Annotated in this window: 18 protein-coding genes; 6 read left to right on the top strand and 12 right to left on the bottom strand. The window is 68.5% G+C overall.

Annotated features, from left to right (window positions below):
* The first annotated feature begins 181 nt into the window (after window positions 1–181).
* Both JN22_RS25205 and JN22_RS25200 read left to right on the top strand, forming a co-directional pair.
* Window positions 182–502, top strand: coding sequence for a hypothetical protein (locus JN22_RS25205; RefSeq protein ID WP_143268411.1), 321 nt, complete (start codon window positions 182–184; stop codon window positions 500–502).
* A 146-nt stretch (window positions 503–648) separates the two neighbouring features.
* Window positions 649–972 carry a hypothetical protein gene (locus tag JN22_RS25200; RefSeq protein WP_085556500.1) on the top strand — a complete coding sequence of 108 codons (324 nt, stop codon included), beginning with the start codon at window positions 649–651 and terminating at the stop codon, window positions 970–972.
* Between the two features lie 19 nt (window positions 973–991).
* Here the strand turns inward: JN22_RS25200 and JN22_RS25195 are convergent, their stop codons facing one another.
* On the bottom strand, window positions 992–1,501 hold the full coding sequence (locus JN22_RS25195) for a hypothetical protein (protein WP_085556499.1): 510 nt from the start codon (window positions 1,499–1,501) through the stop codon (window positions 992–994).
* A gap of 291 nt (window positions 1,502–1,792) precedes the next feature.
* Here JN22_RS25195 and mutS point away from each other — a divergent pair, with 291 nt between their 5' ends.
* A complete protein-coding gene (mutS, locus tag JN22_RS25190) occupies window positions 1,793–4,435 on the top strand; it encodes a DNA mismatch repair protein MutS (protein ID WP_223677954.1) in 2,643 nt (880 codons plus the stop codon).
* 42 nt (window positions 4,436–4,477) lie between these two features.
* Here the strand turns inward: mutS and JN22_RS25185 are convergent, their stop codons facing one another.
* The 6 genes from JN22_RS25185 to JN22_RS25160 form a co-directional block, all read right to left on the bottom strand.
* Window positions 4,478–5,302 (bottom strand): inositol monophosphatase family protein, encoded by an 825-nt coding sequence (locus JN22_RS25185; RefSeq protein ID WP_085556498.1) that lies wholly within the window; start codon window positions 5,300–5,302, stop codon window positions 4,478–4,480.
* Window positions 5,299–5,874 (bottom strand): hypothetical protein, encoded by a 576-nt coding sequence (locus tag JN22_RS25180; protein WP_085556497.1) that lies wholly within the window; start codon window positions 5,872–5,874, stop codon window positions 5,299–5,301. Before JN22_RS25180 ends, JN22_RS25185 begins: the two co-directional genes overlap by 4 nt.
* A gap of 67 nt (window positions 5,875–5,941) precedes the next feature.
* Window positions 5,942–6,253 (bottom strand): hypothetical protein, encoded by a 312-nt coding sequence (locus JN22_RS25175; protein ID WP_085556496.1) that lies wholly within the window; start codon window positions 6,251–6,253, stop codon window positions 5,942–5,944.
* Between the two features lie 162 nt (window positions 6,254–6,415).
* Complete coding sequence (hflX, locus tag JN22_RS25170; RefSeq protein WP_179166273.1) at window positions 6,416–7,681, bottom strand: GTPase HflX; 1,266 nt, start codon at window positions 7,679–7,681, stop codon at window positions 6,416–6,418.
* A 52-nt stretch (window positions 7,682–7,733) separates the two neighbouring features.
* The gene (gene hfq, locus JN22_RS25165; RefSeq protein WP_012974114.1) at window positions 7,734–7,982 is read right to left on the bottom strand and encodes an RNA chaperone Hfq; all 249 of its coding nucleotides are present in this window, start codon (window positions 7,980–7,982) and stop codon (window positions 7,734–7,736) included.
* Window positions 7,983–8,076: 94 nt separating this feature from the next.
* Window positions 8,077–8,775, bottom strand: a complete 699-nt coding sequence (locus JN22_RS25160) for an HAD family hydrolase (RefSeq protein ID WP_223677878.1) — start codon at window positions 8,773–8,775, stop codon at window positions 8,077–8,079.
* 252 nt (window positions 8,776–9,027) lie between these two features.
* Between JN22_RS25160 and JN22_RS25155 the strand changes: the two genes are divergently transcribed.
* Genes JN22_RS25155 through JN22_RS25145 form a run of 3 tightly spaced genes read left to right on the top strand, consistent with a single transcriptional unit; the run spans window position 9,028 to window position 11,847 of the window.
* Window positions 9,028–10,059: a hypothetical protein gene (locus tag JN22_RS25155; RefSeq protein ID WP_085556494.1), complete on the top strand. Its 1,032-nt coding sequence runs from the start codon at window positions 9,028–9,030 to the stop codon at window positions 10,057–10,059.
* Window positions 10,060–10,063: 4 nt separating this feature from the next.
* Window positions 10,064–11,074, top strand: a complete 1,011-nt coding sequence (locus tag JN22_RS25150; protein WP_085556493.1) for a hypothetical protein — start codon at window positions 10,064–10,066, stop codon at window positions 11,072–11,074.
* Between the two features lie 53 nt (window positions 11,075–11,127).
* Window positions 11,128–11,847, top strand: coding sequence for a fused DSP-PTPase phosphatase/NAD kinase-like protein (locus tag JN22_RS25145; protein ID WP_085556492.1), 720 nt, complete (start codon window positions 11,128–11,130; stop codon window positions 11,845–11,847).
* A 22-nt stretch (window positions 11,848–11,869) separates the two neighbouring features.
* Here JN22_RS25145 and JN22_RS25140 read toward each other — a convergent pair whose 3' ends face one another.
* The 5 genes from JN22_RS25140 to JN22_RS25120 form a co-directional block, all read right to left on the bottom strand.
* Window positions 11,870–12,526: a YitT family protein gene (locus JN22_RS25140; protein ID WP_223677877.1), complete on the bottom strand. Its 657-nt coding sequence runs from the start codon at window positions 12,524–12,526 to the stop codon at window positions 11,870–11,872.
* Between the two features lie 185 nt (window positions 12,527–12,711).
* Window positions 12,712–13,083 carry a VOC family protein gene (locus JN22_RS25135; protein WP_211099685.1) on the bottom strand — a complete coding sequence of 124 codons (372 nt, stop codon included), beginning with the start codon at window positions 13,081–13,083 and terminating at the stop codon, window positions 12,712–12,714.
* Window positions 13,084–13,138: 55 nt separating this feature from the next.
* Window positions 13,139–14,104, bottom strand: coding sequence for a threonine ammonia-lyase (locus JN22_RS25130; protein ID WP_085556489.1), 966 nt, complete (start codon window positions 14,102–14,104; stop codon window positions 13,139–13,141).
* A gap of 362 nt (window positions 14,105–14,466) precedes the next feature.
* The gene (locus JN22_RS25125) at window positions 14,467–15,726 is read right to left on the bottom strand and encodes a hypothetical protein (protein ID WP_143268409.1); all 1,260 of its coding nucleotides are present in this window, start codon (window positions 15,724–15,726) and stop codon (window positions 14,467–14,469) included.
* A 160-nt stretch (window positions 15,727–15,886) separates the two neighbouring features.
* Window positions 15,887–16,732 (bottom strand): AAA family ATPase, encoded by an 846-nt coding sequence (locus JN22_RS25120; protein ID WP_085557342.1) that lies wholly within the window; start codon window positions 16,730–16,732, stop codon window positions 15,887–15,889.
* Window positions 16,733–16,892: the final 160 nt, after the last annotated feature.

Below are 16,892 nucleotides of genomic sequence, written 5' to 3'. Positions count from 1 at the left end.
CGGGCTGGACAAACCGTTCGAACTATAACGGCAAACGGCGGCCTTGGCACCTGCTGCCAACCGCAATGCCGCCGCGCGGGCACGACCGCGCAACGCCGCCGCGCGGGTGTGACCGCCGTCACTGCGGGTTCCCACCCGACCGCCCATGATCCATCCGGAGTCCAGCGGAGGAAGACGGGCGATGATCGGCACGGGGAACATGGCGCGGCGTGAGCTGGCGGCGCTCGGCGACGCGCTGTCGCAGGCCGAGCGCGGCGAGGGCCGTCATTCCCCGGCCACCCTGGCGGCCCGGCTGAGCCGGGTGGCGGCCCTGCATCCCAGGGCGGTGGACAACAGCCTGTTGTGGCAGGTGAACGATCTCGTCGCCAGCCGCGACATCGCCGACCGCTTCAAGCTGGTGGTCGTCCGCATGGGCTGGGCCTCGATCGTCCAGGCGGAGTTCAAGGCGTGGGGGCTGCGCCCGGTCGATCAGGCGGAGGCCATGCGCGTCCAGGCGGCCTGAAGGCGGAAGGAACCGCCCGGCCAATTCTGCCGCCCGGCAGCCCCTGCCCCCGACGGCTCGTTTCAAACGGTTGAAAAGAAAGCATCCTTCGGTTTGCATGAAACTTGCGTGGCCGTCTCCCGTCCCATCGGTCGAGAGAAACCGTCATGCAGATTTCCGGCTATCTGGCCAGCGTCTACGGCCAGTTCCGCTCCGGCTCCACCTCTTCGGTGAAGAGCGGCGATTCCACCGGCGCGCTGGAGCCGACCAAGGTCAGCGCAGCCGACGCCTTCATCAAGGAGGCGCAGAAGACCCCGGCCCAACGCATCCGGGAAGAACTGCTCGCCCGGCACAAGGTGAGCGAGGAGGATCTGGCCGCCATGGACCCGGAGAAGCGCTCGGCGATCGAAAAGGAGATCGCCGAGGAGCTGAAGCGCCGGCTGGCCGGCAAGGACGCCCAGCGCGGCGCGGCGGTCGACCTGACCGCCTGACGCGCCGAGCGGGTTTCCCTCACGCCTCGCGGGTCGAGAGATGGACGTTGCCGCCGCCCTCGCGCTCCAGGATGGCGCTGGCGCGCAGTTCGTCCTCCGGGGCGCCGACCATCACCCACAGGATGACGCCGCCGGCCTCCAGCGCGCGGGAGAACTCGTCGGGTTTGGGGTGGCTGGTCAGTTCGTCCAGATAATCCTTGATCGCCACCCCGCCCAGACCGGCGGCGACCAACGCCGCGAAGGCCGCCTCGATGGGGCCGCCGACGATGGCGATCAGGCCGGCGGTGGTCAGCGGGAAGGCGTATTTCAGCTCGCCCACCAGCCCGGTCAGCGCCTCGTCCTTCGGCTTGGCCGCCTTGGGATCGGCGGCGTCGAGCGAGGTGTGGCTCGCCAGCACCGACAGGTCGGAGCGGTCGAACCCCGCCTCCAGCAAGGCCGCCACCGCGCGATCGAAGCCGGCACGATCGGTGAAGAGGGCAACGACCTCCCGCACCTCGCGGGTGGCGCTCTGTTCGGTCGTCTGCGTCATGGTGGACGTCTCCCGGTCGCTTCCGTTCGTTGACGCTCCATTGAACGTCTGCGCCACGGCACCCGTCAATGGCGAGGGTGTCGCAATCCCTGCGGCGGGAGCGCCTCCGGGTTGTTCGACCAGGACATGGCCCGGTATGCATGCGCCGTGATAGGGTTGCCCCCACCCCCGCCGCCCCGCCTTTCCCTCCGACCAAGACGGTTGAACGTTCCCGTGTCCGACACCGCCGCCCCCGCAGCCGCAGCCGCAGCCGCAGCCGCCGCCATCGTCATCCCGCCCGACGCCACGCCGATGATGGCGCAGTATCTGGAGATCAAGCGGGCGCACGCCGACTGCCTGCTGTTCTACCGGATGGGCGATTTCTACGAGATGTTCTTCGACGACGCGGTCAACGCGGCGGCGGCGCTGGACATCGCGCTGACCAAGCGCGGCCAGCATCTGGGCGAGGACATCCCGATGTGCGGCGTCCCGGTCCACAGCCACGAGAACTATCTGCTGCGCCTGATCCGCCTGGGCTTCCGCGTCGCCATCTGCGAACAGATGGAGGACCCGTCGGAGGCGAAGAAGCGCGGCGCCAAATCGGTGGTCAAGCGCGGCGTCATCCGCATCGTCACCCCCGGCACGCTGACCGAGGACAGCCTGCTCGATTCGCGCTCCTCCAACTGGCTGGCGGCGGTGGCGGAGACGGCCGGCGGGGTCGGGCTCGCCTGGCTGGAGATGTCGACCGGCGAGCTGGTGGTGCAGCCGGTCGAGCGCGCGGGACTGGGAGCGGCGCTCGGACGGCTCGACCCGCAGGAGGTGCTGATTTCCGAGAAGCTCGGCCAGCAGCCCGACCTGTTCGAGCTGTGGGGCGAGTGGAAGTCCCGCCTGACCATCCAGCCCACCCCGCGATTCGACAGCGAGAACGGCCGGCAGCGCCTGCTGGCGCTCTACGGGGTCGGCACGCTCGACGCCTTCGGGACCTTCACCCGCGCCGAGGTGGCCGCCGCCGGCGCGCTGGTCGGCTATGTCGAGCTGACGCAGAAGGGCCGGGTTCCCCGCCTGTCGCTGCCGCGCCGGGTCGGGCCGGGCGCGGTGATGGAGATCGACGCCTCGACCCGCCGCAACCTGGAGCTGACCCGCACCATGAACGGCGAGCGGCGCGGCAGCCTGCTCGCCACCATCGACCGCACGGTGACCGGGGCCGGCGCCCGCCTGCTGGCCGCCCACCTGTCGGCGCCGCTGACCGACCCGGCCGCCATCGCCAAGCGGCTCGACATGGTCGAGTTCGTGCTGAACGAGGAGCGGCTGCGCGGCGAGCTGCGCGACACGCTGAAGCGCTGCCCCGACCTGGAGCGCGCGCTGTCGCGGCTGACGCTGGGGCGCGGCGGCCCGCGCGACCTGGCGGCGGTGCGCGACGGGCTTCTCCAGTCCGGCGCGGTGCGGCATCTGCTGAGCGACATCGGGCCGCTGCCGGACGGGCTGGGCGTGGTCGACAAGCGGCTGGGCGAGCACACGGAGCTGGTCGGCCAGCTCGGCCAGGCGCTGGCGGCGGAGCTGCCGCTGCTGGCCCGCGACGGAGGCTTCATCGCCCCGGGTTATTCCTACGCGCTCGACGAGCTGGTGACGCTGCGCGACGAGAGCCGCCGGCTGATCGCCGGCCTCCAGGCGAAATACGCCGGGATCGCCGGAGTGCCGGCGCTGAAGATCAAGCACAACAACGTGCTGGGCTATCACATCGAGGTCACGGCCGCCCACGCCGACAAGCTGATGTCGGACAAGGGGCGCGAGGTCTTCATGCACCGCCAGACCATGGCCAACGCCGTACGCTTCGGCACGGTCGAGCTGTCGGACCTGGAGCGCCGCATCTCGGAAGCCGCCGAGAAGGCGCTGGCGGTCGAGCTGGAGCTGTTCGCCGATCTGGTCGAGGAGGTGACGAGCCGCGCCGACGCCATCGCCCAGGCCGCCCACGCGCTGGCAGCGCTCGACGTCGCCACCTCTCTGGCCGAGCTGGCGATGGAGCGGCGCTACTCCCGCCCGCTGGTCGACGGCTCGCTGGCCTTCGACATCCGCGGCGGGCGCCACCCGGTGGTCGAGGCGATGCTGGACGCCGCCAACAGCGGCCCCTTCGTCGCCAACGACTGCGATCTGGCGACCGACAACCGGCTGTGGCTGCTGACCGGCCCGAACATGGCCGGCAAGTCCACCTTCCTGCGGCAGAACGCGCTGATCGCCGTGCTGGCCCAGATGGGAAGCTTCGTGCCGGCCGACCACGCCCACATCGGGTCGGTGGACCGGCTCTACAGCCGCGTCGGCGCCGCCGACGATCTGGCGCGCGGCCGTTCCACCTTCATGGTCGAGATGGTCGAGACCGCCGCCATCCTCAACCAGTCCGGCCCGCGCGCGCTGGTGATCCTCGACGAGATCGGGCGCGGCACGGCGACCTTCGACGGCCTGTCGATCGCCTGGGCCTGCGTGGAGAACCTGCACGACGTCAACCGCTGCCGCGCGCTGTTCGCCACACATTACCACGAGCTGACCATGCTGGCGGCCAAGCTGCCGGCGCTGTCCTGCCACACCATGCGCATCAAGGAATGGCAGGGCGACGTGGTGTTCCTGCACGAGGTGACGGCGGGTTCGGCCGACCGCAGCTACGGCATCCACGTCGCCAAGCTGGCCGGCCTGCCGCCGGCGGTGGTCGGGCGGGCGGAGGCGGTGCTGAAGCTGCTGGAATCGGGCGACCAGAACGCGGCGATCCACCGCTTGGCCGAGGATCTGCCGCTGTTCAGCGCCGCCCTGAAACGTGCGCCGGCTCCGGCTGCCGAGCCGGCGCCGGCCGCCCCGGCCGGTCCTTCTCCGGTGGAGGAAGCGCTGCTCGCCATCGACCCGGACAGCCTCACCCCACGCGCCGCGCTGGAGGAACTGTACCGGCTGCGGGGGCTCGTGCAGCGGTAAGCGGGATTGGGGGGCGAGCGCCGCTGGCCCACCCGGCCCTCTTCACCCAAACAGCCGCCCATGCAACGCCCGCCAGCTCTCCGCGTCGGGCGCCAGCAGCAAGCTGCCGTTCAACGCGGTCGGCCGGTAGGGCACGCCATCCGCAGCCCCGCCAACCAGCGCCGCGTGACCGCCGGCCTCGGCGTGCAGCAGCACGCCCGCCGCATGGTCCCACGGCATCAGCCGGTGATAGAGCGAGTAATGCGCCCGCCCCTCCAGCAGCCGCAGATACTCCTGCGCGGCGCTCGACAGGCACACCCGCTCGCCCAGCCCGGCGCTGCGTTCCTCCAGTTGCGCGGCCATCGCCTCGCCGCAGAAGCGGGTGGACAGGGCACCCACCATGTCGGGCAGCGGCACCGCGTCGGCCACCCGCGCCCGGCGCCCGTCGAGCCATGCGCCCTCCCCCTTCACCGCCATCGCCATGCGGCCGTCGATGGGGTCGTGGATCCAGCCGGCGATGGTCTCGCCCTTCTGCGCCAGCGCGACGATCACCGCGAAGAGCGGGCGTCCCTCGGCGAAGTTCAACGTGCCGTCCACCGGATCGATGATCCACACCGGGTCGTCTCCCTGGAGACGATCGAGGACGCGCGGATTCTCCGACGCCGCCTCCTCGCCGATCACGCGGCTGCCGGGCAGCAGGTCGGCGAGCGCCGGGGTCAGCGCCCGTTCCGCGGCCTCGTCGGCCAGCGTCACCAGATCCATCGGACCGGTCTTCTGGCGGATGCCGTCGGCGGCGAGATTGCGGAACCAGGGCAGGATCTCCGCCTTGGCGACGGAACGGATCAAGTCGGACACCCGGTCGATGTCGGGTTGGGCGAAGCGTGTCACGGCTTGGCTCTCGTCGGAATTGGTTTGGACGTCGGCGTCGAATCGCGTTGCAGGGTCGGGCCGGCGGCCGAGGGGTTGGTCAGCAGCACCTTGCCGTCCAGGCCGCTGTCCTTCAACGCCTTGGCCAGCGCGTCGAAGGTCGCCTTGTCGGCAGCCGCCGCGGCGGCGGCCTTCGCCGGATCGTGCGGTGGTGGCAAGGGTGGTGGTGGCGGTGCGCCCGCACCCGGCGGAGGCGGTGCGCCGGGACCGGACAACGGCGGCGGAACGGGAAACGCCAGCACCGGTTCCGGTTCGGGCGGGGGCGGCTGCCACATACGGAAGCAATCGGTGAAGGCGGCTTCCTTGCAGGCCTTCAGCAGATCGACCGCGTCGGGCGCCACGACGACCGGCTCCGGCGGGACGATGGGGAACTCCATCGGCGGCGGCGGCAGCGGATCCTCGGGCGGCTCCTCCGGTTCCTCGACATAGCCCGGCGGCAGCGGCGGAGGCGGTCCGCCCGGTGGCTGCTGGGCCGCGACGGGACCACCCGCCAGCGCGAGCATCAGCGGCAGAAAGGCGAAGCGAGCACGCACGAAGGAACCGGGCTGGTGGAGAACGCGCCATTATGGCGCGCGGTCCCCCCGCCCGTCACGCGGCAAGTCAGGCGGCGGCCCGGTGATGCCGTCCGTTGTCATAGCCGCCATGGCCATCGTCGCGCCCGTCATAGCCGCGCGCCGCCAGCTCGTCGCGGATCGCGTCGATCTTGGCGGCCTCGTGGGGATGGGTTTCGAGGGCGGCGGCCTCCGCAACGAGGCGCAGCAGCCGCTTCCGGCCTTCCGGCGTGCGCGACCATTCCTGGAGACGAAGCAGCGCCGCTCCCGGCGGAAGCCTCTCCTTTCGCGCCACCAAGCTCACCTGATCGGCGAGGAAAGCCGTGATCGAAAAGCACGACGGGTCGGTTTGCAACCGCATTGGCAGTCCTCCTCCTGGGAGCGACCACGCTCCGTTGCTATAATTGTTGGCAACGGAAGAAATCACCACGCCGCATTCGTCTTAAGACCGGAGTGGGATGCAACGGGTCATAGCCCCCGTCGCACCCCTTCTCTTTCGGTGAGCACCAGAATCGCAACAGGGTCACTGCTGAGACGGCTGGAACCTCTTTTCGAACCGCGCCAGATCGGCGGGATCGAGCGAGACGTGGAGATGCGCCTGCTCCTCGTCGTCGCGGCGGTCCAGCACCTCGCCCTTGGCGTAGAGCCAGGCGAGCGCCGCCCCGTCGCCGAGCGCCACCGTCAGGTCGACGACCTGCCGGTGGACGTTCATCCGTTCGTCCAGCAGCCGGTCGAGCGCGTCGAACCCCTCGCCGGTGATGGCCGACACCGCCACGGCGCGCGGGTTGCGGGCGGTCTGGGCCAGCACCGCCGCCCGGCTGTCGGCGTCGAGCGCGTCGATCTTGTTGAACACCTCGATCACGCGGTCGTCGCTGTCCGGGTCGATCTCCATGTCGGCCAGCACCGCGTGCACGTCCGCCCGCTGCGCGTCGCTGTCGATGTGGGCGATGTCGCGGACATGCAGGATGATGTCGGCGGCGTCGACCTCCTCCAGCGTGGCGCGGAAGGCGGCGACGAGGCCGTGCGGCAGGTCGGAGATGAAGCCCACCGTGTCCGACAGGATCACCTTGCGCCCCGACGGCAGCGTCACCTGCCGCATGGTCGGATCCAGCGTGGCGAACAGCAGATCCTTGGCGAAGACGTCGGCGTTGGCCAGCCGGTTGAACAGGGTGGACTTGCCGGCGTTGGTGTAGCCGACCAGCGCCACCACCGGGTAGGGCACCTTGGCGCGCGCCTTGCGGTGCAGGCCGCGGGTGCGCCGCACCTCCTCCAGCTCCTTCTTGATCTTGATGATGCGGTCGCCGATCAGGCGGCGATCCATCTCAAGCTGCGATTCGCCGGGACCGCCAAGGAAGCCGAAGCCGCCGCGCTGGCGTTCCAAGTGGGTCCAGGAGCGGACCAGCCGGGATTTCTGGTAGGTCAGCGAGGCCAGCTCGACCTGGAGCATGCCTTCCCGCGTGCGGGCGCGGGCGCCGAAGATCTCCAGAATCAAGCCGGTCCGGTCGATGACCTTGGCCTTCAGCGCCTTTTCCAGGTTGCGCTGCTGCACCGGGGACAGGGCGTGGTCGAGGATGACGAGGCTCGCCTCGTGCTCCTCCACCAGCTCCGCCAGATGCTCCACGGTGCCGGAGCCGAGCAGGGTCGAGGGTTGCGGGCGGTTGACCTTGGCGCATTCGGCGTGGACGACGTCCAGCTCGATCGCCAGGGCAAGACCGACCGCTTCCTCCAGACGGGATTCGGGAGGACGGATGGCCCCGTCCGCCTCTTGGCGGAGGACGGGGTGGACCACGATGGCCCGGCTGGCACCCAGCGGTGCCGAGCCTTCGCCATTGGTCAAGGGATCAGACGCTTTCACCTTCCTTGGGCGGCTCGAACAGTTGAATGGGATGCGCCGGCATGACCGTCGAAATTGCGTGCTTGTAGACCAGCTGCGAATGCGCGTCGCGCCGCAGCAGAACCGAGAAGTTGTCGAACCAAGTGATGATGCCCTGAAGTTTCACGCCATTCACGAGAAAGACGGTAACGGGAGTCTTGTTCTTGCGGACGTGATTGAGAAACACGTCCTGGACGTTCTGGCTTTTTTCAGACATTTATATGCCCCCTTCTTCAATGTTCTTGGGACCCCTTGCGACAGGCGGTCCGCTCCCCGTTCAAGCCGTCGGTTTGGTGTGTCTCGACACCGTCTCAAACACCCGACTGGACGGATATGGTATCACCACCGCCGCCAACCAAGCCACACAAGGCTTCGCAATCGGCGTGACGGTGGGCGGGCGGAAACCGTTCGAAACCGCTTCCCTCGCCAAGCCCTATTAGCACCGGAACCAGCCCCGCGCCATGGGCGCATTCCATGTCGATGTCGGCGTCGCCCAAAAACCAGACGTCCGGGCCGGGCGGCAGTCCCGCCGGCTCCAGCGCCATCAGCACCGGCGCGCCGTGCGGCTTGTCGAAGGCGGCGTCCTGGGCGCCGACCAGCCGGCCGAAATAGCCGGTCCAGCCCAGCGCCTCCGCCTCGGCGCGCAGGAACTTCCCGTTCTTGTTCGACACCACCGCCTGGTAGACGCCGCGCTCGGCGAAGCTCCGCAGCAGCGATTCGGCGCCGGGCAGCGGGCGGAGATGGTCGAGGTGATGCGCGGCGAAATAGGCGTAGAACAGGTCGCGGGCCTCGGTCCAGCGCTCGCCGAAGATACGGGGGAAGCTGTCGCGCAGCGACTGCTTGATGCGGATTCGCGCCTCCTCCTCGCTCCACGGGGCCAGATCGAAGGAAACCAGCGCGTGATTCAGGGCCGAGCGCACGGTGCCCCAATTGTCCACCAGCGTGTTGTCCCAGTCGTAGAGGACGGCGCGCGGCAGGGGCAAACGGTCAGGCGTCGAACGGTCAGGCAAGGCATCCCCCAAAATCTGTCTGCACGGAAGGAAAAGCCGGAATTCCCCGTTTCCGCAAACGCCGTTTCCACACAGGGGCCTTGCGGCAGCGGCCATGGAGCCTTTCCGGGTGCCGAAGGCGGGATCTTCATCCGGCAACGCGACAAATTCGGCACTTTCCGGCGGTTCCGGCGGGGCTCCGTTGCGTGGAGCGGCGCTTTGACCTTAGGGTACGGGCGCTGCCCCATTTCTCTCCGCGATGAAGACGTGCCGATGTCCCAGCCTCCGCAGTCCCGCTCGAACGATTTCGCCCAAACCTTCAACGCGGCCCACGGCGAAGGCGGGCTGACGCGGGTGTCGGTCGCGCACATCCTCCAGCGCATCCAGTCCGACCCCGCCTATCTGTTCGGCCAGGAATTGAAGCAGGGGGCCGGACAATGCCCCTTCCACAAGGGGGAGGACGGCGGCGCCCCCGCCCTGCCGCAGGACGACGCCGACAAGATCCTCGTCAACACGCTGCTGGCCTTCCTGTTCAACCGCCTGCGCGACCACATCGCGCTGAAGATGCCGCTGAACGAGTCCGGGCAGCTGATGCTGCCGATCCCGCCGCGCTCGCCCCACGGGCTCGATCCGGCGGACCGCGACGCCATGGCGGCGGCGGCGCCCGACGTCTTCTGCTCGGTTCTGCGCGACGCCACCTGCCACCTGCTCGACGGTCTGATCAGCGGCTGGGTCGTCGAACTGCTGAAGGAGGAGGAGCATTACCGCTCGCTGGGCTCGGGCGAGATCTCCCTCGACGCGGCGGCGACCTTCGTGCTGCGCACGGCGCTGGAGGAGTCCTCCCTCTACCAGCGCGCCGGCTACGACATGCTGTCGATCACCAAGACCGGCAGCCACACCGCGATCCACATCTGCTGGGCGCTGGTCGAGGCCGCGCCGTTGCTGGTGCCGGGACGCGACGCCGCCTTCTACGACGACCTCGTCCGCCGCAGCCTGAAGCAGATCCTGCCGCTCTCCATGGCCAGCCTCGGCATGCTGGTGCATTACATGGAGGAAAGCGGGATCGAGCCGCATGACGGGCTCGCCGTGCACCGGCTGCCCGCGAACCAGACCGCCTTCGTGCTGGACGATGCCGGGCTGATCCGCCTGAACGGCGCCCCCATCGTGACCTTCGCCAAGCCCGGCGAGCGCTACTACACCGGCTGTCCGGCCTTCTACACGACCGGGCTGATCAAGCTGTACCTCGACATCGCCGCCGGGCTGGCGCTCGACTACCACGCCTACGACCGTTTGCAGGAGGCTTGAGCCCATGGCCCGCGCCAACAATTTCGCCCTCGCCTACCTCGCCGCGCACGAGGAGGCGGGGATGACGCGGATCAACCTCGCCCCCCTGCTCCACCGCATCGCCGAGGACCCGAACTATCTGTTCGGCGAGGAGTTGCAGGCGCTCGGCGGCCATTGCCCGGTCCACGCCGACACCCGCAAGGAGGATTACGAGAAGGTCGTCATCAACACGCTGCTGGCGATGCTGTACGGCGACCTGCGCGACCACATCGTCGCCCGCATGCCGCTGGACGACGACGGCCATGTGATCCTGCCCAACCCGCCGGATTCGCCGCATGGGCTGGACGTCACCGACCCGGCCGCGCTGGACGCGGCCGATCCCGACCGTCTGGTCGGCTTCCTGCGCGATTCCATCTGCCATCTGCTCGACGCCATCATCAAGGAGTGGGCGGTCAAGGTGATGGTCGAGGAGGACCGCTGCCGTGCCGAGGGCACCATCAGCGAGATGGCCGCCGCCTCCTACCTGCTGGCCCAGGCGCTGGAAAGCTCCGTGCTGCATTCGCCGTCCGGCTACGACATGGTGTCGATCACCAAGACCGGCAGCCACACCGCCCTGCACGTCTGCTGGAACCTGCTGGAATCGGCGCCGCTGCTGCGCCCGGGCCTCAGCGCCGCCGACTACGAGGATCTGGCGCGCCGCAGCCTGAAGCAGATCCTGCCGCTGGCGATGGGCAGCCTCGGCATGCTGTGCCAGTTCATGGCCGCCGGGCGGATCGAGGCCGACGACCATCAGGCCATCCACCCGCTGGATCCCGACCAGAGCGCCTTCGTCTACGACGAGGACCAGAACGTCATCCTGCTGAACCCCGACCTGATCGAGCCGACCGCCATGGCGGGAGAGCGCCATTACACCGGCTGTCCGGCCTTCTACGCCAACGGCCTGATCAACCTGTACATGGAGATCGTGCTGGCGCTGGGCGCCCGCTACGGCATCTACCGGCGTTTGCAGGGCCGCTTCACCGGCGAGGCCGCTTGACGCCGCCCGCCGCCCGCCTATGTTGGCGCCCGTAGCATCCGGAAGGGTTCCCGTTGGCCAAAAAATGGTTTCTGCGCCGCATCACCACGGCGCTCGCGGACGGCATCAAGCGTGGGCGGGGCCGCATGGCCTCCCCCTGGCAGCGGGGGCTCGGCCATTTCGAAAGCGTGTTCATCGACCACGCCTGCTTCCGGCTGATCTATTCGAACACCTACCGCATCTCGCCCAACATGTACCGGGCGAGCCAGCCCTCGCCCTCGCACATCGCCGCGGCGGCGCGCAACGGTGTGCGCACCATCCTGAACCTGCGCGGCGGGCGCGACTGCGCCTCCTACATCCTGGAGGCGGAAGCCTGCAAACTGCACGGGCTTGAACTGGTCGACTTTCCGGTGAACTCCCGCGACATGCCGAAGAAGGAAACCCTTCTGAAGGCGCGCGAACTGTTCCGCACCATGCAGTATCCGGCGCTGATGCATTGCAAGTCGGGCGCCGACCGCGCCGGCTTCATGTCCACCCTGTTCATGTTCGTCCACGAGCAGCAGCCGCTGCCCGAGGCGATGAAGCAGCTTTCCTGGAAGTACGGCCACTTCAAGCAGGCGAAGACCGGGATCCTGGACTATTTCTTCGATCTCTACGCCGCCTACAACGAGAAGCGGCCGATCGCCTTCTGGGACTGGGTGGAGCGGGTCTACGACCCGGTCGAGGCCAAGGCCAGCTTCCGCTCCCGCGAATGGGCCGACACGGTGGTGGATCGGGTGCTCGGGCGGGAGTGACCCGCCCCTTTCCGGGGCACGCCTAGCGCGCCACGTACCAGTCGGCGCGGTGGTTGAACGACACGAAGGCGTTCAGCACCGCCGCCCCGAGGGCCGAGGCCGCCAGCGCCTGGAGATCCACCACGAAGGCGGCGGCCGAGAAGACCGCCACATCGAACAGGGCTTGCAGCCACCCGGCGCGGAAGCCCGTCTTCTCCTGCACGTAGTAGGCAAGGATGCCGACCCCGCCGCCGCTTGCCCCGTGGCGGAACAGGCCGATCACGCCGATCCCGACGCAGAAGCCGGCCAGCACCGCGGCGGCGTAGGGATCGATGCTGCTGAAACTCATGACGCTGGGCAGGAAGCTCGACAGCAGCGAGATGCCGGTGACGGCAATCAGGGAGCTGACGGTGAAGCGCACCCCGATCCGCGCCAGGGCAAGAAAATAGAAGGGCAGATTGACCAGGAAGAACAGAATTCCAAAATTTATGCCTGTCGCGTAGGAAATCACAAAGGCCAGCCCGGCCGCCTGCCCGGTGATCAAGCCGGCGGCATGCAGAATGGCAATACCGAAGGACGTCATGACGACGCCGAACAGTTGCCCTTGCAGGTTATCAAAGAAACTGTGAGCGGCCTTCGGGCGTTCGTAAATTACCGACGCAGGGGATGACGAAATGGTGTGGGAGAAATCATCCGCCATATCAATCACCTCTCGGCGCCTTCGGGGATTTTTTACATGCGCTTCCCAATATAGATCATCCGCATCATAGCTTCCATGCTTTGCTGCGGTGCAATGAAGAGTTAGGAAATCCGCCGCAACGACGTCCCGGCAGCGACGTTCCGGCAGCGACGTTCCGGCTGGCCCTTTGGTACCGGATTCCGGAATCACGCGTCCGCCGCGATGTGCCAAAGCACACCCGCCGGATCCCAGAGATAGACCACACGCATCCCCCACTCCTCCGTCTTGGGCGGCCGCGGAGGAATGACCCCGAACCGCTCGCCAAGCGCCAGGGATTCGATGTGACGCCACCAGCGGTCGATGTCCTCGACCAGGAGATGCATCATCAGGTTTTCCGCGAACTCCTTGACGTAGAAATCCTGGAGCAGGAACGAGAAGGCCCCCTGCCCCAACCGCAGTTCGGCCAGCCCGTCCCCGAGCGGACGCGCCTGGAATCCGAGAGACGCATAGAAGCGCTGGCTTTCACCGAAGTCCCTGGCGGGCACGAAGGGGCGCATCGCCCGGACCGTGGACGCCAACCCCTCTGTTCCCGTCATGCTCCCGCCCCCGGCTGTTCGGCACCATCCGCCGATCCTACGCCGCCGCCAGGGTCCGGGCCAGCGTGTCGCCGTCGACGTTGCGGCCGGATAGCACCGCCACCGTGCGCCCGGTCCGGCCGAGCCGGCCGCACAGGCAGGCGGCCACCGCCGCCGCTCCCGCCCCCTCGGCCACCACGCCGAAGGAACCGTGGAGGGCGCGCATCGCCGCCGCGATCTCACCCTCCTCGACCTCGACCAGATCGTCGACCAGCGTGGCGACGATTTCCAGCGGCAGCTTGCCCAGCGCGTGGACGTTGATGCCGTCGGCCAGCGTCGGGCCGCCGCGCCGGGCCAGCCGCACGCCGACCACCCGCACAGACGGCTTCAGCGCCTTGGCCGAAGCCGCGATTCCGGCGAGCAGCCCGCCGCCGCCGACCGGCACCACCAGCGTCTCGACGTCCGGCCGGTCGGCGAGAACCTCCAGCCCGACGGTGCCCTGCCCGGCGATCACGTCGGGATCGTCGTAGGGGTGGAGGAAGGTCAGGCGCCGCTCGGCCGCCAGTTCCAGAGCCCTGCCCTTGGCGTCGCCCACCGTGGTGCCGTGCAGCAGCACCTCGGCGCCAAGCGCCGCCGTCCGCTCCACCTTGCAGCGCGGCGCCGTCTCCGGCATCACGATGGTCGCCTTGACGCCAAGGCGCCGCGCGTGCAGCGCCACGCCCTGCGCGTGGTTGCCGGCCGACATGGCGATCACCCCCCCGGCCCTCTCGGGAACGGTCAGGCGCAGCAGGCGGTTCAAGGCGCCACGCTCCTTGAAGGCGCCGGTGGCCTGGAAGGTTTCTGCCTTCAGCCAGAGGTCGCGGCCAAGCGCCGGGGCATGCAGCAGCGGCGTGCGGACGATGTGGCCGGCCAGACGCTCCGCCGCGTCGGTGACGGCGCTCAGCGGCAGCCAGGCGGGAAGACGGTCTTCGGATGAGGCGCAGACGGAAAGCGTGCGCGCGGCATCGGCATGCGCGGTGTGCATCGGGGGATTCCTTGGGAACGAACGGTCGGGAAATGTCGGGCGTGACCCGGACCGCCTCAGCGGACCGGGGAGATAATTCGCGCCGAGCCCCGCATTCGCTCGCCAGGCACGATTCCGCAGCGCGGAATCGTGGTCCCACGGATCGAAGCGTCAGTCAGTATGAGAACCGGATCGAGGTTTCCGGGAACCGCACCGTGCAGCGACACGCCACACACTCCACACAATCAACGAACGCGAGCGGCAAACAACCGGCGCTTCAGAGCGCCGGGCCGGTAATTCGCATTCGCATGAGATGTGCGTGGGTCATGCTCATGGGATAACCGGGGTGGCGGCGCGGGTCAAGCCCCCGCCGCCGCCGAAGGTCACTTCTTCGCTGCGACCTGCTGGAAACCCAACCGACCGCACTGGGCGTCGTAGGCGTAGTTCGCCGCCGCCAACGCGTGCCGGCCGAGGTTGAAGGCGTTCGCGGTCGCCGTGGCGCCGCGCCAGCTTCCATAGGTCGGGCTCGGAGGGGCGCCGCCCATCGTGGCCTGGTAGCTGAGGATCGGCGCGTGGTCGGCGTTGGTGACGGTCACGGTGAAGGGGGTGCCCGCCGGAACCACGTCCCCGATGACCGGCGGCTTCTGGCCGAGGCTCGATCCCGGAACGACGAGGCCGCCGGGGCGCTGCGCGGTCGGGACCGTCAGCAGCATGTCGGCGATGCCGGTGTCGAGCAGAAGGCTGCCGGTCAGCGGCGCCGGTTTCGGCTCCCCAGCCTGGAAGGCGATGGTGACCGGCGGTTCGTTCCATTCCTTCACATGGCTGGACGGGGCCGGCATCGCGGACGGCGTCAGCTGCGTGAAGGCGAAGCCCGTCGTGTTGGTGCCGGTCAGGCCCAGCTGGATGTTGGACTGGGTGATGATGTAGCCGGGATGCATCGCGCCGCCGTCCATCGCGGCGAGGCGAAGGAAGCTGTTCATGCTCGACGACCGGCCGCCGCGCGCGTAGCCGACCCCCATCATGCCCATGCCGTCATCGACCGGCACGCAACTGTTCAACAACGGAGAGTTGTTGACCTGGGGATCGGACCGCGTTCCGTTCAGGTCGCCGCACGCCGATCCGCCGCCGGCCGGGCGAGGCTGCGCCGTGCCGCCGCCCGAGTCGGTCGAATCCAGCTTGCAGACGCAATCGGCGGCCATCAGATCGATGGTGCCGGTAGTGGGATAGGGCTGCGCCGCAGCCACCCCGGCCGGCGGCTTCGGCACGCCGAGCGCAACGGTCGCCTGAATGGTCCGGCCGTGCAGATACTCGTTGTCGCTGGTGTAAAGAATATGGGTGGGGTTGCCGGCTGCGGCCTTCCACAGGTCGGGTGGAACCGCCGTCCAGGGAACGACGATGCCGGTGGAGCCGGTGTCGACCTCGACCGTGTGCGCCGCCATGCCGCCCACGGAGATGTTGACCCGGTAGGCGTTCCGGACCGGGTCGGCCTCGACCGCCTGCCCGTTCGGCGTCACCACGGGAAGCGTGACCGACGGGCCGCCGGCCGGGATCGCGCAGGCGGGCGCCGCGGCCGCCGCCGCCGGTATCGCGAGAGCGGCCAGGATGCCGACCCCCAGCGCCGTTTCCTTCACCCATCGATGCATCGTCACAACTCCCTGGCCGGTTGGCGACGCGGGAGAATCCCAAGCGTCCAGGCGATATTAGTTGTACGATCAACGGAGTCACGTCCCGATGAGAGCTCGTTGAAAGATGATGAAAAACAGAACGTGACGAATCTTGACTATTTTTCTCGTCATCCGCGAATCAGCGATCCCCGCGCTTGGCCAGGAAAGCCAGCCGCTCCAGCATGTGGACGTCCTGCTCGTTCTTAAGCAGGGCGCCGCACAGCGGCGGAATCAGCTTGCGCGCATCCTTGGCCCGCAGGGTTTCCGGGTCGATGTCCTCGACCATCAGCAGCTTGATCCAGTCGAGCAGCTCCGAGGTCGAGGGCTTCTTCTTCAGCCCGGGCACCTCGCGCAGGTCATAGAACAGGTTCAAGGCCTCGCGCAGCAGCGCCGCCTTCAGGCCGGGGTAATGCACCTCGACGATCTGTTCCATCGTCGCCCGGTCGGGGAAGCGGATGTAGTGGAAGAAGCAGCGGCGCAGGAAGGCGTCCGGCAATTCCTTCTCGTTGTTCGAGGTGATGATGACGATGGGCCGCTTGGCCGCCTTGATGGTCTGGCGCGTCTCGTAGACGTGGAACTCCATGCGGTCGAGTTCCAGCAGCAGGTCGTTGGGGAACTCGATGTCGGCCTTGTCGATCTCGTCGATCAGCAGGACCGGCGGCACCGGCGCCTCGAAGGCCTCCCACAGCTTGCCGCGCACGATGTAGTTGGAAATGTCGTGGACCTTGGCCTCGCCGAGCTGGCTGTCGCGCAGGCGGCTGACCGCGTCGTATTCGTAGAGCCCCTGCTGCGCCTTGGTCGTCGACTTGACGTGCCAGGAGAGCAGCGGCCGGTTCAGCGCGCGCGCGATCTCCACCGCCAGCACGGTCTTGCCGGTGCCGGGCTCGCCCTTGACCAGCAGCGGGCGCTCCAGCGCCACCGCGGCGTTAACCGCCACCATCAGATCCTCGGTGGCGACGTAGCTGTCGGTTCCGGTGAAGCGCATGGTGCTTGGTCCTCGATCCACGATGAACAGGGTGGCGCCGGTCTCGCCGAAACGCTCGGTGACGGAAACGGCGCTCCATTCGGTAACGGCGAATGGAAAGGCGGGATGGTCCATTGTTGAGACCACGAAGCATCCGGACGTGAAAACGGCCCCCGGCGTC

It is taken from the genome of Azospirillum agricola (genome assembly GCF_020005195.1).
GTDB classification, from domain to species: domain Bacteria; phylum Pseudomonadota; class Alphaproteobacteria; order Azospirillales; family Azospirillaceae; genus Azospirillum; species Azospirillum agricola.
This window is presented reverse-complemented; position numbering and strand designations above follow the sequence as displayed.

Coding starts and splice junctions, on each gene's coding strand:
- JN22_RS25125 (WP_143268409.1), bottom strand. CDS start 15,726: ATGCATCGATGGGTGAAGGAAACGGCGCTGGGGGTCGGCATCCTGGCC.
- JN22_RS25130 (WP_085556489.1), bottom strand. CDS start 14,104: ATGCACACCGCGCATGCCGATGCCGCGCGCACGCTTTCCGTCTGCGCC.
- JN22_RS25150 (WP_085556493.1), top strand. CDS start 10,064: ATGGCCCGCGCCAACAATTTCGCCCTCGCCTACCTCGCCGCGCACGAG.
- JN22_RS25205 (WP_143268411.1), top strand. CDS start 182: ATGATCGGCACGGGGAACATGGCGCGGCGTGAGCTGGCGGCGCTCGGC.
- JN22_RS25195 (WP_085556499.1), bottom strand. CDS start 1,501: ATGACGCAGACGACCGAACAGAGCGCCACCCGCGAGGTGCGGGAGGTC.
- hfq (WP_012974114.1), bottom strand. CDS start 7,982: ATGTCTGAAAAAAGCCAGAACGTCCAGGACGTGTTTCTCAATCACGTC.
- mutS (WP_223677954.1), top strand. CDS start 1,793: ATGATGGCGCAGTATCTGGAGATCAAGCGGGCGCACGCCGACTGCCTG.
- JN22_RS25120 (WP_085557342.1), bottom strand. CDS start 16,732: ATGCGCTTCACCGGAACCGACAGCTACGTCGCCACCGAGGATCTGATG.
- JN22_RS25155 (WP_085556494.1), top strand. CDS start 9,028: ATGTCCCAGCCTCCGCAGTCCCGCTCGAACGATTTCGCCCAAACCTTC.
- JN22_RS25140 (WP_223677877.1), bottom strand. CDS start 12,526: ATGGCGGATGATTTCTCCCACACCATTTCGTCATCCCCTGCGTCGGTA.
- JN22_RS25175 (WP_085556496.1), bottom strand. CDS start 6,253: ATGCGGTTGCAAACCGACCCGTCGTGCTTTTCGATCACGGCTTTCCTC.
- JN22_RS25200 (WP_085556500.1), top strand. CDS start 649: ATGCAGATTTCCGGCTATCTGGCCAGCGTCTACGGCCAGTTCCGCTCC.